The 17,055-nt window shown below is 67.4% G+C and carries 10 protein-coding genes; 8 read left to right on the top strand and 2 right to left on the bottom strand.

All coding sequences use genetic code 11. The annotated features are described in order from the left end of the window. The first annotated feature begins 178 nt into the window (after window positions 1-178). A complete protein-coding gene (locus tag GYH34_RS09790; RefSeq protein WP_161913412.1) occupies window positions 179-685 on the top strand; it encodes a J domain-containing protein in 507 nt (168 codons plus the stop codon). 55 nt (window positions 686-740) lie between these two features. On the opposite strand, the gene GYH34_RS09785 is transcribed toward GYH34_RS09790, so the two are convergent. Both GYH34_RS09785 and GYH34_RS09780 read right to left on the bottom strand, forming a co-directional pair. After that, window positions 741-2,492, bottom strand: coding sequence for a heparinase II/III family protein (locus tag GYH34_RS09785; protein ID WP_161913411.1), 1,752 nt, complete (start codon window positions 2,490-2,492; stop codon window positions 741-743). Between the two features lie 62 nt (window positions 2,493-2,554). Further along, window positions 2,555-3,955: a transcription antitermination factor NusB gene (locus tag GYH34_RS09780; RefSeq protein WP_161913410.1), complete on the bottom strand. Its 1,401-nt coding sequence runs from the start codon at window positions 3,953-3,955 to the stop codon at window positions 2,555-2,557. Window positions 3,956-4,104: 149 nt separating this feature from the next. Between GYH34_RS09780 and GYH34_RS09775 the strand changes: the two genes are divergently transcribed. The 7 genes from GYH34_RS09775 (at window position 4,105) to GYH34_RS09745 (ending at window position 17,038) form a co-directional block, all read left to right on the top strand. Next, a complete protein-coding gene (locus tag GYH34_RS09775; protein ID WP_161913409.1) occupies window positions 4,105-4,314 on the top strand; it encodes a DUF1674 domain-containing protein in 210 nt (69 codons plus the stop codon). A gap of 77 nt (window positions 4,315-4,391) precedes the next feature. Further along, window positions 4,392-7,088 (top strand): MMPL family transporter, encoded by a 2,697-nt coding sequence (locus tag GYH34_RS09770; protein ID WP_161913408.1) that lies wholly within the window; start codon window positions 4,392-4,394, stop codon window positions 7,086-7,088. Next, window positions 7,085-7,537 carry a DUF2147 domain-containing protein gene (locus GYH34_RS09765; protein ID WP_244635026.1) on the top strand — a complete coding sequence of 151 codons (453 nt, stop codon included), beginning with the start codon at window positions 7,085-7,087 and terminating at the stop codon, window positions 7,535-7,537. Before GYH34_RS09770 ends, GYH34_RS09765 begins: the two co-directional genes overlap by 4 nt. A gap of 249 nt (window positions 7,538-7,786) precedes the next feature. Beyond that, complete coding sequence (locus GYH34_RS09760; protein ID WP_161913407.1) at window positions 7,787-9,343, top strand: efflux transporter outer membrane subunit; 1,557 nt, start codon at window positions 7,787-7,789, stop codon at window positions 9,341-9,343. After that, window positions 9,340-10,641 (top strand): efflux RND transporter periplasmic adaptor subunit, encoded by a 1,302-nt coding sequence (locus GYH34_RS09755; RefSeq protein ID WP_161913406.1) that lies wholly within the window; start codon window positions 9,340-9,342, stop codon window positions 10,639-10,641. The genes GYH34_RS09760 and GYH34_RS09755 overlap by 4 nt, the downstream gene beginning before the upstream one ends. 9 nt (window positions 10,642-10,650) lie before the next feature. Then, the gene (locus GYH34_RS09750) at window positions 10,651-13,794 is read left to right on the top strand and encodes an efflux RND transporter permease subunit (RefSeq protein ID WP_161913405.1); all 3,144 of its coding nucleotides are present in this window, start codon (window positions 10,651-10,653) and stop codon (window positions 13,792-13,794) included. Between the two features lie 115 nt (window positions 13,795-13,909). Continuing rightward, on the top strand, window positions 13,910-17,038 hold the full coding sequence (locus tag GYH34_RS09745; RefSeq protein ID WP_161913404.1) for an efflux RND transporter permease subunit: 3,129 nt from the start codon (window positions 13,910-13,912) through the stop codon (window positions 17,036-17,038). Window positions 17,039-17,055: the final 17 nt, after the last annotated feature.

Genomic DNA, 17,055 nt, shown 5'->3' with positions numbered 1-17,055 from the left:
CGCCCTTGTTTAGAATAATTTGAAATTGCCGCTTGCCAAGCGCCAATAGGACGTTTGGCTGGGGACGGCGCGTCAAAACCGTGCTGCAGCGCGATATTGGCTTCGAAACTGCATGTAACCTGAGATTGTACGAATACGGCGGCCCCTTTCGTACAAAAGCGACGGGGCGCCCGACGGCATGAGAGCAGGCTGCGTGACGGACACATCGGCGGAGCAATTGGACTGGGTCGTCTGGAACGGCTCGCTCGGCGTATCCGACAAGGTCGCGATCGGCCGCGTCGAGATCGTCGACGGCGTCCGCATGGCCTGTCTCGCGCCGCCCTATGATGTGGTGGGGCCGTTCAGCCTGGACGAATTGGAGACGCAGGGCCGCATCGCTTTCGGCGCCTGCTTCGTGATGTCGCTCCAACGCTGGAAGGAAGATCAGGTCGAGCTGCGCTTGGAAGGCCGCAAGCAGCGCGCCGCCTTCCAGAAGATGTTCGATTTCGACGAAGACGACAATCAAGAGCATCGCGAGACGCTGGAATTGCCTCTGGAAGGCGCGCTGGAGCCGGCCGAGATCAAATCCGCCTTCCGCCGCCTCGCCAAGACCGCCCATCCCGACGCTGGCGGCAGCGCGGAGGATTACCGCCGCATCGCCGAGGCGCGCGACGCGCTGCTGGCGCAGTTCGAAGGGGCGAGCTGAGCGCCGACTCGCGACCGGCCCCGCGGAAACGACACCGGAAGCGGCGGCCGCATCCTCACACGCGAGCAGATTCGCTCTCCGCGTCGACCCGCGAAAACGACCACCGCAAATGCGCGTCCTTCGCGCCGCGCCCATCCACCACGATCTGCGCGCTTTTTCGCGCTGTGGCGGGGCCGGCGAAGAAGACGCTCTCTTCCACGCTCACATCGGCGTTGGCCTCGAAGACGAGATCGACGCCGAGGCTGCGCAGCAGCACCTTGCGCTTGCCCGCCGCGCTCGCCTGCACATTGGGATGCAGATGGAAGCGCAGCACGAAATGCTCGGCGCGGGCGCCGTGGCGCAGCGCGACGAGCCTGTCGTCGCCGAAGAGCTGCGAGCCGTCATGCGCCAGCGCCAAAGCGCGCTCGTGCAATAGGCCGAGTTCGCGCGCATAGCCGTCATGCGAGAGCTCGAGCTCATGGCTCGTCGCGGTGGCGCGGCGCGACGCCTTCACTTGCGCGGGGCCGGCGACGATGCGCTCCTCCGGCCGGCCGCGTCCCGGCCGCGCCTCTATGCGGCAGGAGGAGCGATCCTCGACGACGAGGGTGGAATGCGCCGCCGTCGAGCGCGCGACGCGGCGCAGCGCCTCCGAACCCGCGGGCGGGGCGCCGCAATTGACGATGATGCGCTCGGCGCCGATTGAAAATTCGAAGGAGAGGCAGCCGGCATGGGCCGCGGAGGAGAAGATCGGCGGCGGCGGCGCGCCGGCGTCGACGACGACCGCGGCTGCGCCCGCCTGCAGCCGCCGATAGCCCGAATGCGGCGCGTCGAGAATGGGCGCGCCGGAGGCGTCGGCATGGGCGAGGATCGTCGCCAGCCGATCCGGCGGCGCCTGGCCCATTCCGTTGAACAGAGCCAACGAGCCGTCGCCATGCTTCAGCACGCGCAGGAAGGAGATCATCGCGGCGATGGAGGCGGTGAGCCGCTCCGGCGGCCGGCGCCCGCGCGCGGCATAGGCTTGACGCAGCGGCAAGAGATCGAGCAGCAGTTCCACCGGCGTCTCGGGATTGCGGCCGATATGGCCGCCGTCCGGCAGGATTTGGCGGAACAGCTCGGCGTCCAGCAGCGCGGTGGCGCGCATCTCGAACTTACGGCCGGCGTCGGCGCAGACGCCGAAAGCGGCGAGCGCCACGGCGCAGAGCAGCCGGTCCGAGGCGCGCCGCTCCGAGCCCATGGCGCGCAGCAGAAAGCGAATGTTGCGCGCCAGCGCGCGCATGAAGCGCTCGTAGAACTCTTGATCCGCGCCCTCGAGCAGGATCGGCGATTGCGCCAGAAAGGACAGCGTGCGGCGCGCGACGATGCGCGGCTCATAGGCGGGATCGTCGATGAAATCGGTGCGCGTGCGCAGAAATTCGTCGACCAGCGCGCGGGCGTTGGCGCGCGCGAGCGCGCGATCGGCGGCGCGCAAATGGCGCAGCCAGGAGAAGCCGGCGAGCGAGCGCCGCCAGGCGACGGAGGGCGGCGCGATGGAGAAGGGCGAGCGCCCATTGGTCTCGACGACCTTACCGTCGAAAGAAAAATAGCCGGCGTAGATTTCATCCGCGACGGTGGGATCGGCGGTGCGAATGTCCTGCGGCGCCACATAGAGCCGCTCCGGCGCGCGTACGCCCATGGCCTGCACGGCGTAATAAGGCCCGCGCACCGCGCGCGCGAATGAGGCGACGCCACGCGCGGCGGCATTCGCCAATCGCCGTCCAGAGCCTTTGGCCGTCTCGCTCAGAGCGTCCTCCTCGCGCTCCACGACGTCGCGCGGAGCAAAGCGAATCATGATCGGGATGACACGAAACGCACAAGCAGAAAAGCGGCGGATGCGCGATCCTGCGCCTTCCGTCAGTCCCGCCGCACGAGCCGCGCGGCGAAGAAGCCGTCGAGACCGGCGAGGCGCGCGTCCTCATTCGGCCAATAGGACGGCAGCGTGCGCAAATCGCCGTCCGGCGTGACGAATTCCGCCGGAACGCGATCGGCGGCGGCGTCGATCGGCGCGCGACGCATCTCGGGATGACGACGCAGAAAGCTCGTGATCTGCGCCTCGCCCTCCTCCGGCTCCAGCGAGCAGGTGCAATAGACGAGGCGCCCGCCCGGCCGCAGCAGCGAAGCGGCGCGCTCCAATATGCGCGATTGCAGCGCGACGAGGGAATCGAGATCGCCGGGCTTCTTGATCCAGGGCACGTCGGGATGACGGCGGATCGTCCCTGTCGCCGAGCAGGGCGCATCGAGCAGAATGGCGTCGAAGGGACGCGCGGCGGAATAAGAGGCGGCGTCGCCCACCGCTATGTCGGCGTGCAGGCGGACGCGCTGCAGATTGGCCGCGAGCAGCTTCAGCCGCTCGGCGGAGCGATCGAGCGCCGTCACCTGCGCGCGGGCGAGAGCGAGCTGCGCGGTCTTGCCGCCGGGCGCGGCGCACATGTCCAGCACGCGCTCGTCCGGCTCCACGGCGAGCAGACGCGCCGGCAGCGCGGCGGCGGCGTCCTGCACCCACCATTCGCCCTCCGCATAGGCGTCGAGCTCCACGATCGGCGTGCGCGCACGCAGACGCACCGAGCCGGTCGGCAACACGATTCCGTCGAGACGCTGCGCCCAGCCTTCGGCGTCGGATTTCACCGTGAGGTCGATCGGCGGCTCTTGCATATGGAGGGCGGCGATGGCGCGCGCCTGCGCCTCGCCATAGGATTTGATCCAGCGCTGCGCGAGCCAGGCGGGCGTGTCGAGATCGAGCGGATCGGCTCCGAGAAATTCCTCGCGACGCCGGATGAGATTGCGCAGAACGCCATTCACCAAGCCCGCAAAGGGCGCGGTCTTCGGCTCGAGCCGGACCGTGCGCACGGCGAGATCGACGGCGGCGTGATCGGGGACGTCGAGAAAGAGGATTTGCGCCGCGGCGGCGACGAGCGGCCATTCGAGCCGCGCGGCCTGCTTGGGCAGGCCCTTCTCGAGCAGAAGCGCGAGCGCGTGGCGAATGGCGCCGAGACGGCGAACGCCGACATAGGCGATGGAGCGCGCGAGCGCGACGTCGCGCGGCTCCATTCCTGCGAGCCGGTACGGAACGGCCTGCGGAGAAAAACGTTCGTCCAGCCGGTGGCCGCCTTGCGCGACATCCGCGATCACATTGGCCGCGGCGATGCGCGCCTGCAGCCCCGGGACTCGAGTGGCCTCGGCCTCGCGCGCGGCGTCTGCCGGAAGGAAGCCGGCCCGCGCCTTGGCCTTGGCGGAGAAAGGTCTATTGTCGCTCATTCACACCTTCGACGCGGATCGAATCGTCGTTTATATCACATACGGAGCTGGCCCGAGGCGAGCGCCGATCGCGCGCCCGAGAACCAGCTCTTGTCGGGAGAGTTTCCCGGGCCAATTTCCCGGGGACGTCGCGTTTCCGAGGAGGATGAATGGACGAAGCTCAGACACGCTCGGAACGAGCCGCGACCGCGCGGCCCCTTACGCCGGAAGCGCAGCGCGCGCTGGCGGAAGCCGAGGAGCGCCGCGAGCGGCAGAGGCGCGATCGCGTCTCGCCGCAGCGCGAGCTCGGCGGCCGCGGAGGGCTCGATCCCGCTCGCTACGGCGATTGGGAGAGCAAAGGAATAGCCAGCGACTTCTGAACGCCCGGCCCGAGCCCATGCTCGGACGGGCGCGACGAGCGCCGCCCGCGGCGCTTTGAACAATTCGAGGACCCTTGATGTTGGAAAAGCTCGTGGCCTGGTGTCTGCGCCGGCCCTGGACGGTCGTCATCGTCACGCTCGCGCTCACCGTCGCCGGCGCCTATGTGACCGCCACGCGTTTCGCCATCGACACGGATACGGCGCATCTCTTCTCGCCCGAGGTTCCCTGGCGCGCCAATGAGTCGCGCCTCTACAAAGCTTTTCCCCAGATCGACGACATCATCGTGGCGGTCGTCGACGCCAAGACCAGCGAGCAGGCGGAAAAAAGCGCCAATGAGCTGCGCGACGCGCTGACCGGCAAGCCGCTGATGTCCCGCGTCTGGCGCCCGGACGACAATAAATATTTTCGCGACAATGGCATTCTCTTCCTCGGCGTCGACGAGATTCGCCGCGACATGAATTCACTCGTCGCGCAGCGCGAGTTTCTGCAGCCGCTGGCGGAAGACCCCAGCCTGCGCGGCTTGTCGGACGCTCTGCTGTTCGGCCTCAAGCAGGTGGCGACGAGCGAGCGCGGCCTCGCCTCCTTCGCAAAGGGCCTCGATAATTTCACCGACGCTTTCGACGCCGTGCTCGCCGGAAAGCCGGCCAAGGTCTCCTGGGAGAAGCTGCTTTCCGGCGGCCGCGAGCCGGAGGCGCCCTCGGTCGGCCCCAGCGCGGAGCCGCGCCGCATCGTGCTCATCAAGCCGATCATCGACTATTCGGCGCTCGAGCCCGGCCATGAGGCGGTGCAGATCATCCGCGACACGGCGAAGTCGCTCGGCCTCGTCCCCGACAAGGGCGTCACCGTGCGGCTGACCGGCCAAGTGCCGCTGGCGGATGAGGAATTCGCCACCGTCGCCGAGAACACCGGGCTGAATGTCTCGGCCACGCTGGCGGTGGTGACGCTCATTCTCTGGGCGGCGCTGCGCTCCAAGCGGCTCATCTTCGCCGTGCTGCTGACCATCATCGCCGGTCTCGCCATGACCTCGGGCCTCGGCATAGCGCTGATCGGCCGCTTCAACCTCATCTCGGTCGCCTTCGCGGTCTTGTTCATCGGCCTCGGCGTCGATTTCGGCATTCAATTCGCCACGCGCTATCGCGAGGAGCGCCACAATGTCGACGATCTGCCGCAAGCTCTGCTGGCGGCGACGCGCGGCATCGGCTGGTCGCTGACGCTCGCCGCCGTCTCGCTGCTCGCCGGCTTCTTCTGCTTCCTGCCGACGGAATTTCTCGGCGTGGCCGAGCTCGGCCTCATCGCCGGCCTCGGCATGATCATCGCCTATCTGGCGACGCTCACCTTCCTGCCGGCGTTGATCCGCATTCTCGGCCCCAAGGCGGAGACGGCGCCGGTGGAGACCGCCTCGCTGGCCGCCGTCGATCATTGGATCGCCCGCCATCGCATGCTGGTGCTGGTCGCGACGGCGATCGTCGTGCTCGCCGGCGCGCCCTTCCTGCTGCATCTGCGCTTCGACTCCAATCCGATGAATCTGCGCGATCAGACTGTCGAATCGGTCGCGACCTTCCTCGATCTCTCCAAAAACCCGCAGACGGCGCCCAATAAGATCGAGGCGCTCGCGCCCTCTCTGCCCGCCGCGCGCGAGCTGGCCAAAAAGATCGCGGCGCTGCCGGAGGTCGATCATGTGACGACGATCGACCAGCTGATTCCGGCCGATCAGGACGAGAAGCTGCCGCTGCTCGAGAACGCCGCCAATCAGCTGCGCAAGATTCTCGATCCGACGGTCAAGCCCGCGCCGAGCGACGAGGAGGTGAAGAAAGCCCTCGCCCGCGCCGCCAAGACGATCCGCAAGGCCGGCGCCGCACCCAAGGCGCCTGCCGGCCTCGTCCGCTTCGCCGATTCGCTGGATGCGCTGGCCAAGGCCAGCCCGGAGATTCGCAAGGAGGCGCAGGTTGCCGCCCTCTCCGATCTCGAGCGCCTCTTCGGCGAGCTGCGCAGAGCGCTCGCCGCGCAGAAGATCACGCCCGACTCGCTGCCGGAGGATCTGCGCTCGGAATGGATATCCGCCAATGGCGAGGTGCGCGTCGAGGTGACGCCCAAGGGCGACAGCAATGATCGCGAGGTGATGACCCGCTTCGCCGAGGCGGTGCAGACGCTCGCGCCGGACGCCGGCGGCCCGCCGGTAATCGTCGCCGAGGCCGGCAAGACGGTCGTCGACGCCTTTCTGCAGGCCGGCGTGCTGGCCTTCGTGGCCATATTCCTGATTCTCGTCGTCGCGCTGCGGCGGGCGAGCGACGTCGCGCTCACGCTCGGCCCGCTCGTGCTCGCGGGAATCATGAGCCTCGAGGCGGCCGATCTGCTCGGCTTGTCGCTCAACTTCGCCAATATCATCGCGCTGCCGCTGATGTTCGGCGTCGGCGTCGCCTTCCACATCTATTACGTCATCGCCTGGCGCAAGGGCGTCTCCGACATGCTCGCCTCGAGCCTGACGCGCGCCATCTTCTTCAGCGCGCTCACCACGGGCACGGCCTTCGGCAGCCTGTTCCTGTCGAGCCATCCGGGCACGGCCAGCATGGGCGCGCTGCTCGCCATCTCGCTGTTCTTCACTTTGCTCGCCGCCTTCATCATCGTGCCGGCCTTCCTCGGCCCGCCGCGGATGGAGGAAGAGGCGGAGGCGATCGGCGGTCGGCAGGAGGGCGCCCTCGGCGCGAGCGAAGCGACCGAGCGACCGGCGTCGCCTGTGCAGCCGCCGCGCGGCGTGTTAGGCTCGGAGCCATGATGAAGAAGGCGGCTTTTTCCCTGCTTCTCGCCCTCGCTTCCGCCGTTCCTGCGGCCGCGGCTCCCGCGGAGGCGGCCCGCGCCCCTGCCGCGCCGCCCGAGCCGATCTATGGGGTGTGGATTCGCGGCGGACATCAGCAGAAGCTCGAATTCTTCGATTGTGACGGCAAGCTCTGCGCACGCGGCGTGTTTCCGCCGCCCCCGCCCGGCCAGCAGCCCATGCTGATTCTGCGCCATGCGGCGCGGATCGAGGCCAATCGCTGGAAGGGCGATCTCTTCAATCCAGAAAACGGCAAAATCTACATCGGTATCATTACTTTGGACAGCCCGACCCAGCTCACGCTCACCGGCTGCCTGATCGCCTTCTTGTGTCAGAGCGAAAGCTGGACCAAAGTGCCGGGCGAGCCGGCGCCTTCGCAAAAGACTCCGACGCCGCGGCGACGAAATTAACAATCCGTAACTTGACCATGGCGGCCCCGCCTCGCAGGGTCTAGCGGAGCCGTAGCGCAGAGACGGAGCCTTCGGCGGCTCTTCCACGCGCCCTCGCGAGGCCATTTTCGCGAGATCGAGTGGGACGAGCGCTCTCGATCGAGTCGCGTCGGTGGAAAATTCACGCGCCCGCTTTGCCTGCGGCGCTCATTGGTCTAGGCCCTGTAGCAGGGCCACGCGCCCCCCGGCGCGGATGCGGATAGAACGGAATTGTCCTTGTCTCCGAGACGACGACCACGGCCGCCCCTGCTCCTCGGCCGCGCCGCGGCGCTCGCCGCTGCGACGGCTCTATCCGGCTGCGTGCTGGATTGGGAAAAGCCGGACGCCACGATCGAGACCCCGCCCGCCTACGAGGCGGCCAAGCCCGCGCGCTCGGCCGCGCCGATTCGCGCGGCCAAGGAGTGGTCGCTGGGTTTCCGCTCGCCGGAGCTGACCCGCCTCGTCGAAAAGGCGCTCGAGCAAAATCTGGACATAGCCGCGGCCGTGGCGCGCATCCAGCAGGCCGACGCGACCGCGCGCATCGACAGCTCCCCGCTATGGCCATCGCTGACGATGAACGACATAGCGCGGCGCACGCAGACGCCCGCGACCATCACCAGCGCAACGAGCACCAGCGCCTCGACCAACGCCACCACGACGACCGGGGCCTCTGGCTCGAGCGCCCTGCGCACGCGCCGCGCCAATTTCCTCCAGCTGCAGCTCGACGCGAGCTATGAGATCGACTTCTGGGGAAAAAATCAGGACGCCTCCAACGCCGCGCGCCTGCTCGCCCATGCGAGCCGCTTCGACCGCGACGTAGTGGAGATCTCCACCATTGCCTCGGTGGTGAACTCCTATTTTCAAGTGCTGACGGCGCAAGACCGGCTGCGCATCGCCCACAACAACATCAAGATCGCCGAGACGGTGCTGAAGGCCATCAAGGCGAGGCTCGACGTCGGCACCGCCACGGCGCTCGACTTTTCGCAGCAGGATTCGGTCGTCGCCCAGCAGCGCGCCTCCGTGCCGCCGCTGGAGCAGACTTTGCGCCAGACCAAGAACACTCTGGCGGTGCTGCTCGGCGTTCCGCCGGAGGTCGCCGTCATCAAGGGGGGCTCGCTGACCCGGCTCGGCTTCCCGAAAGTCGCGCCCGGCCTACCGTCCGAGCTGCTGCTGCGCCGCCCGGATATAGCGGAGGCCGAAGCCAAGCTCGAATCCGCCGAATTCTCGGTGCTGCAGGCGCGCGCCTCCTTCTTCCCGTCGATCAAGATGACCGGCTATTACGGCGTGCAGAGCGTCGCGATGCGCTCGCTGTTCCGACCGGAGGCGATCGCCTGGCAGATCGCCGGAAATCTGACGCAGCCGCTCTTCGACGGCTATAATCTGCAAGGCCAATATCTGCTGCAGCAGGGCCGGTTCGCCGAGCTGGCCCAGGCTTACAAAAAACAAATTTTGACGGCCTTCTCCGACGTCGAAAATGCGCTCATCGCCATACAAGAGACGTCTCGGCAGCTGAAGCTCCAGGGCGAGGCGGCGGCGGCGGCGCGGCGGGCCTATGAGGTCGCCGAGGCGCGGCTCCGCGAGGGCACGATCGACATCATCACATTGTCGACGACGGAGACGACCTTGTTCCAGACCGAGGACACGCTGGCCGTGGTGCGGCTGTCTTATTTCCAGGCCGCGACGAGCCTCTATCAGGCGCTCGGCGGCGGCTGGTCCGGCGCGACGCGCGCGCTCGAGATCGCCTCCGAGGACGGCGCCTATGAGTCGGACAAGGGCCCTTGGCCATGAAGCCGTCCTTCTCATTGCCGGCCGGCTGGCGCGTGAAACGGCCCTCGCCGCTTATCGCCCTCGGAGTCGTCGCCGCGCTCGCCGCCGGCTATTACGTCGCCCGTCCGTGGATCGTCGGCGATGGGGAGAAAGAAGCATCCGCCGTCTCCGGCGGCAAGCGCGAAGGGCGCCGCCGCGGCTTCGACGGGCCGGTCGCCATAACGGCGACGCCGGTGCGGGTCGCCGATGTGCCGGTGACGATCGACGCGGTCGGCACGGCGCAGGCGCTCAACACGGTCACTGTCCGCACGCAGGTCGACGGAAGGCTCATCAAGCTCGGCTTCGACGAGGGGCAGAGCGTCAAGAAGGGCGATATTGTCGCCCTCATCGATCCGACGCTCTATCAGGCCGCCTATGATCAGGCCGTCGCCAAAAAGGCGCAGGACGAGGCCAATCTCGCCAACGCCCGCGTCGATGTGACGCGCTATAAGAAGCTCGCGGCCAGCAATTTCGGCTCGCAGCAGCAATATGCGACGCAGGAGTCGCTCGTCACCCAGCTCGAGGCGCAGATCCGCGCCGATCAAGGCGCGATCGACAACGCCAAGGCGACGCTCGATTACGCCACCATACGCTCGCCCATCGACGGACGCACCGGCATAAGGCTCGTGGACGTCGGCAATATTCTGCACAGCTCTGATTCCACCGGCATCGTCGTCATCACCCAGCTGCAGCCGATCTATGTCGTCTTCACCGTGCCGCAGCAATTTCTGCCCGCGGTGCAGAAGGCGCAGGCCCGCGCCCGCGCGCCGGCGGCCGCCCTCGGCCCGGACAATTCGAGCGTGCTGGACACGGGCGTGGTGACGGTGATCGACAATCAGATCGACCAGACCACCGGCACGGTGAAGATCAAGGCGACCTTCGAGAACAAGGGCCTCGCGCTGTGGCCGGGCCAGTTCGTCAACGTCCGGTTGACGGTTGATGTGCTACATGCCGCGCGAGTGGTTCCGAGCTCGGCCATTCAACGCGGCCCCAATGGCGCCTTCGTCTATGCGCTGAACGAGGACGAGACCGTCTCGATGAAGGCGGTCTCCGTCGGGCGGCAGGACGAGGTTCAGGCAGTGGTCGTCTCCGGCCTCGAGCCTGGCGAGAAAGTGGCGACGACCGGCTTCTCGCGGCTCGTCGATGGATCGCAGGTGAGGGTGATGGAGCCGACGGCCGATCGCGGCGCGGACGCTGCGAAACGACCGCGCAAGGAACAAAAGAGCGAGGCCGGCGGTGAGAAGCGCGGCGACGTCCGCGCATCGCCGCAACAGAGGTGACGCGCGACGATGAGCGTGTCGACGCCCTTCATCGAACGGCCGGTGGCGACCTCGCTGCTGAGCTTCGCCGTGCTTTTATTCGGCCTGCTCGGCTATGCGCGCCTGTCGATCTCGCCGCTGCCGCAGGTCGATTTTCCGACCATTCAGGTCACGACGCAATTGCCCGGCGCCAATCCCGACACGATGGCGGCGCTGGTGACGGCCTCGCTCGAGCGGCAGTTCGGTCAGATTCCGTCGCTGCAGACCATGTCGTCGCAGAGCTCCTTCGGCCTGTCGCAGATCACGCTGCAATTCGAGCTCGATCGCGACATAGACGCCGCCGCGCAGGATGTGCAATCGGCGATCAACGCCGCCGCCTCGACGCTGCCGCGCACGCTGCCCTATCCGCCCGTCTATTCGAAGGTCAATCCGGCCGACACTCCGGTGGTGACGCTGACGCTGCGCTCCAAGACCGCCAGCATGCGGCAGATGAGCGACGTCGCCGACACGCTGATCGCGCCGCGCCTCTCGGAAGTGCCGGGCGTCGGCCATGTGGCGGTGGAGGGCGGCGTGCGCCCGGCGGTGCGCATTCAGGCCGATCTCGCCCGGCTCGCCGCCAATCGCATGAGCATGGAAGATTTGCGCGCCGCCATCGCCGCCGCCAATGTCGCCGGCGCCAAGGGCTCGCTCGACGGGCTCCACCAATCCTACACGCTCGACGCCAATGACCAGCTGCAGGCGGCGCGGCAGTTCGAGACCGTCGTCATCGCCTATCGCAATGGCGCGCCGATCATGCTGCGCGATGTGGCGACGGTGATCGACGGGCTGGAGAACTCGCGCGTCGGCGGCTGGTATCGCGGCGAGCCGGCGATCATCCTCGACGTGCAGCGCCAGCCGGGCGCCAATATCATCAGTACGGTCGATCAGCTCCACAAGGAGCTGCCCAATATCATGCGCGCCCTGCCCAAGGGCATGTCGCTCGAGGTGGTGAACGACCGCACCCAGACCATCCGCGCCTCCATCGAGGATGTGGAATTCACCCTCGTCCTGGCCACGGCGCTGGTGATTTTGGTGGTGCTGGTGTTTCTGCGCAGCTGGCGGGCGACGGTCATCGCCGGCGTCAGCCTGCCGCTCTCCATCATCGCCACTTTCGCGCTGATGTCGCTCGCCGGCTTCTCGCTCGACAATCTGTCGCTGATGGCGCTGACCATCGGCGCCGGCTTCGTCGTCGACGACGCCATTGTGATGATCGAGAACATCGTCCGCAACATAGAGCTCGGCAAGACGCCGCATCGCGCCGCTCTGGACGGCGCGCGGGAGATCGCCTTCACGGTGATCTCGCTCACCGTCTCGCTGATCGCCGTCTTCATCCCGCTTCTGTTCATGACCGGCCTCGTCGGCCGCATGTTCCGCGAGTTCGCGCTGACGCTCACCGCGCAGGTCGTCGTCTCGGCGATCATCTCGCTGACCTTGACGCCCATGCTCTGCGCCAAGCTGCTGAAGCCGGGCGCGGGCCACGCCTCCCATGCTCCGGCGAGCGGCTTTTCCGCCTGGCTCGACGAATTCTACGCCAAGACTCTCGCCATGGCGCTCGGCCAGCAAAAGCCGATGCTGATCCTCACCTTCGGCACTCTGGCGCTCACCATCGCGCTCTACGCTTTCATCCCCAAGGGCTTCCTGCCGCGCCAGGACACGAGCCTGCTCAATGTCGTGCTGGAAGCCTCGCCCGACTCCTCCTTCGAAACGATGACACGGCTGCAGGCCGAGGTCTCGAAGATCTTCGAGGCGGAGCCGGAGGCGACCGGGACCGCCTCGGTGCTGGGAGTCGGCCCACTCAACGCCACCACCAATGTCGCCCATATGTCGGTGACGCTGCGCCCGCGCGATGTGCGCAGCATCGGCGCAGATGAGATCGCCGAGCGGCTGAAGCAGGCGGCCGAGCGCATTCCTGGCGCCGCCGTCTACATAGAGCCGGTGCAGGACATTCAGATCACGACCCGCGCCAGCCGCTCGCAATATCAGTATACGCTGACCGCGCCCGATCAGGCCGAGCTGCAGGACTGGTCGCAGAAGCTGATCGACGCGATCCGCCGCGACGGCGTGTTCCGCAATGTCGCCGCCGAGACGCAGAACGGCGGGCTGCGCACCTTTCTGCGCATCGACCGCGAGCTGATGGGACGGCTCGGCGTCACCGCGCAAAATGTCGACGACACGCTGAACGACGCTTTCGGCCAACGGCAAATCTCCACCATCTACGCCCAGTCCAACCAATATCGCGTGATATTGGAGGCGGCGCCGCAATATCAGCGCGACCCGACCGCGCTCGACAAGCTCTATGTCTCACCCTCCAATGGCGGCCCGCAGACGCCGATCTCCACCTTCGTCTCGGTGGAGCAGACGACGGCGCCGCTCGCCGTCGCGCATCAGGAGCAGTTTCCGGCGGCGACGATCAGCTTCGACCTTTCGCCCGGCGCAGCGCTCGGCGATGCGGTGGAGGCGATCGCCCGCGTAGAGCGCGAGATCGGCCTGCCCTCCTCCATCATCGGCATGTTCAGCGCCGACGCCGCGGAGTTCCGCAAATCGCTCGCCGGGCAGCCCTGGCTCATTCTGGCCGCGGCCATCGCCATCTATGTGGTGCTGGGCGTGCTCTATGAGAGCTACGCCCATCCCTTCACCGTGCTGACGACGCTGCCCTCGGCCGGCGTCGGCGCGCTGCTGGCGCTGATGGCGACCGGGCTCGACATGTCGCTGGTGGCGCTGATCGGCGTCGTGCTGCTGATGGGCATCGTCAAGAAGAACGCCATCATGATGATCGACTTCGCGCTGGAGGCGGAGAAGGCCGAGGCTCTGACGCCCTTCGACTCCATCGTGCGCGCCTGCCGGCTGCGCTTTCGGCCGATCATGATGACGACTCTGGCCGCGCTGCTCGGCGCGCTGCCGCTGGCGCTGGCGCATGGGCCGGGCAGCGAGCTGCGCATCCCGCTCGGCGTCTCGATCATCGGCGGGCTCGTTCTGTCGCAGCTGCTGACGCTCTACACGACGCCGGTCATCTATCTCGCCGTCGACCGCCTGCGCGCACGGCTGCGCGAATGGCTGCATGGATCGCCGACGCAGCAGCCGCAGGCCGCCGCCCAGACCGCGCCGGCCTCCGAGCGCAAGGAGGCGGCGGAGTGATGGGATTTCCGCGCGATTGCGCGCGATGCGAGCCTGAAGGCTCGCGGTCGGGTGCGCGCCCAGGACCGCGAGCCTTCAGGCTCGCTTTCCGCCACCCGCGCGACGAGCGAACGCCATGAACATCTCCGAGCCTTTCATCCGCCGGCCGGTGGGCGCGAGCCTGCTCGCGGCGGCGCTGTTCATGGTCGGAGCGGTCGCCTATTTCTTCCTGCCCGTCGCCAGCCTGCCGGCGATCGACTTTCCGGCGATCGGCGTCATAGCGGCGCGACCGGGCGCCAATCCGGCGACAATGGCGGCGTCGGTCGCCGCGCCGCTGGAGCGTCGCCTCTCCGGCATCTCCGGCGTCACCGAGCTCAGCTCGATCAGCTCGCTCGGCCAGACGCAGATCGTCGCGCAATTCGACATCAACCGGAACATCGACGCCGCCGCGCGCGACGTGCAGGCGGCGATCAACGCCGCCGCCACCGACCTGCCCTCCGATCTGCCGCTGCTGCCGGTCTTCCGCAAGGCGAGCCAGGCGACAGTGCCGTCCATCGTCCTCGCTCTGACCTCGGAGACCTTGCCGACCAGCGCTATTTTCGACGCCGCCGACACGGTCATCGCCCAGCGCATCTCGCAGGTGCCGGGCGTCGCCGAGGTGCGCATCGCCGGCGCCGAGCAGCCGGCGATCCGCGTGCAGATGGATACGGCGCGGCTCGCGACGATGGGCCTCGGCGTCGATACGGTGGCGAGCGCCATCGTCTCCGCCAATGTGCTTTCGCCGGTCGGCGCGCTGAATGGCGAGTTGCTCGGCCGCACCATCGGCGCCAGCGACCAGCTGACGACGCCGCGCGACTTTCGCAATATCGTCGTCTCGGCGAGCAATGGCGCCGTGGTGAAGCTCGGCGATATCGCCACTGTCGAGCGCGGCGTGCGCAATCGGCTGGCGGCCGGCTGGTTCAACGGCAAGCCGGCGGTCATCATCATCGTGACGCGGCAGCCCAACGCCAATGTGATCGCCATGGTCGATCAGGTGAAGGCGCTGCTGCCCGAGCTGCGGGCATGGATTCCGAGCGGCGTCGAAGTCTCCATCCTCTCCGATCGCACGCAGACGATCCGCGCCAGCGTCTCGGAGATTCAGAACACGCTGCTCGTCTCCATCGCCCTCGTCATGGCGGTGGTGTTCGTCTTCCTGCGCCGGGCGACGCCGGTCTTCGCCGCGGCGGTGACAGTGCCGCTGTCCCTCGTCGGCTCTTGCGCGGCCATGTGGCTCGCGGGATTCTCGATCAATAATCTCTCGCTGATGGCGCTCACCATCGCGGTCGGCTTCGTCATCGACGACGCCATCGTCATGATCGAGAACATAGAGACCAATGTCGAGCGCGGCATGGGCCGGCTGGAGGCGGCGCTCGCCGGCGCGAAGCAGATCGGCTTCACCGTCGTCTCGATCAGCCTGTCCTTGATCGCCGTCTTCATCCCGCTGCTGCTGATGGAAGGCGTTTTCGGCCGGCTGCTGCGCGAATTCGCCTTCACCCTCACCTTCGCCATCGTCATCTCGACCATCGTCTCTCTGACGGTGACGCCGATGATCTGCGCGCATCTGCCATCACCGAAGCGAGACACTCCATCGCGCTTCGACCGCCTGGTCGAGGGCGCGCTGGCGCGGCTAATCGGCCTCTACGCGCGCAGCTTGCGGCCGGTCGTCGATCATCCTTGGGCGACGCTCGGCGTCATCGTGCTGACGATCGGCTGGACCGTTCACCTCTACGGCTCGATCCCCAAGGGCAATCTGCCGCAGGACGATATCGGCCTGCTCAACGGCACGACCGAAGCCTCGGCGGATATTTCCTTCGGCGATATGGTGGCGCTGCAGAAGAGGGCCGCCGCCATCGCCGCCGCCGACCCGGACGTCGTCAATGTCGGCTCCTTCCTCGGCGGCTCTAATATGAGCATGTCCGGCAATCAGGGCCGGCTGTTTCTCGCGCTGAAGCCCGCCAATGAGCGCAAGGCGTCGAGCTTCGAGGTGCTGGCGCGCCTACGCAAGGAGTTCGGCAAGATCGCCGGCCTCTCCGTCTTTATGACGCCGTCGCAAGATTTGCGCTCCGGCGGTCGCCAGAGCAAGGCGCAATATCAGTTCACCGTCACCGCCTCCACGGTCGACGATTTAGAAGAGTGGACGCCCAAGCTGCTGGCGCGGCTGCAAAAGCTGCCCGACCTCGCCGACGTCACCACCGATCGGCAGCAGGGCGCGCTGAAGGCCAATGTCGTGATCGACCGCACCGCCGCCTCCCGCATGGGCGTGCCGATTCAGGCGATCGACGCGGCGCTCAACAGCTCCTTCGGCCAGCGCCAGGATTCGATCATCTACACCCAGCGCAATCAATATCGCGTCATCGTCGAGGCGCCGCTGTCACGCCAGCGCGATCCGCGCGATCTCGCCGGCCTCTATGTCTCCGCCAGCGACGGAACGCAGGTTCCGCTCACCGCCGTCGCCCGCATAGAGCGCGGGACCATGCCGCTCGTCGTCAATCATCAGGGCGTGCTGCCCGCGGCGACCATCACCTTCAACATCGCGCCCGGCCATACGCTGGACGCCGCCGCGAAAGCCATCCTCACGGCGACCGAGGAAATGCAGCTCCCCGCCGGCGTGCATGCCGATTTCGCCGGCGACGCCAAGGATTTCCGCAAGCTCTCCTCCGGCATGGCGTGGCTGATCCTGGCCGCGCTGCTCGCCGTCTACATCATCCTCGGCGTGCTCTATGAGAGTCTCGCGCATCCGGTGACGATCATCTCCACCTTGCCCTCGGCCGGGCTCGGCGCGCTGCTGGCGCTCGAGGCCTTCGGCACGGAATTCACGATGATCGCCTTCATCGGCATTCTTCTGCTGATCGGCATCGTGAAGAAGAACGGCATCATGCTGGTCGACTTTGCCCTGCACGCCGAGCGCGACAAGGGATATTCCGTGCGCGACGCGGCGCTGGAGGCGGCGGTGGAGCGCTTCCGGCCGATCTTGATGACGACGCTCGCCGCCATGCTCGGCGCGCTGCCGCTGGCCTTCGCCGGCGGAATCGGCGCGGAAATGCGACGCCCGCTCGGCGTCACCATCGTCGGCGGGCTGCTGCTCAGCCAATTGCTGACGCTCTACACGACGCCGGTGATCTATCTGTTGATGAGCAAGCTGGAGAGCCGGCGGCCGCGGCGGGCGCCGGAAACGCCGAGCGGCGAGCCGACGATCGCGGAGCCGCAGACGGCGAAGGCTTCGTGACGCGCGGCAGCGTGACC

The sequence above is a fragment of the Methylosinus sp. C49 genome (assembly GCF_009936375.1).
GTDB lineage: Bacteria > Pseudomonadota > Alphaproteobacteria > Rhizobiales > Beijerinckiaceae > Methylosinus.
Note: the sequence above shows the minus strand (reverse complement) of the source record. Positions and strands in the feature narration are given on the sequence as shown.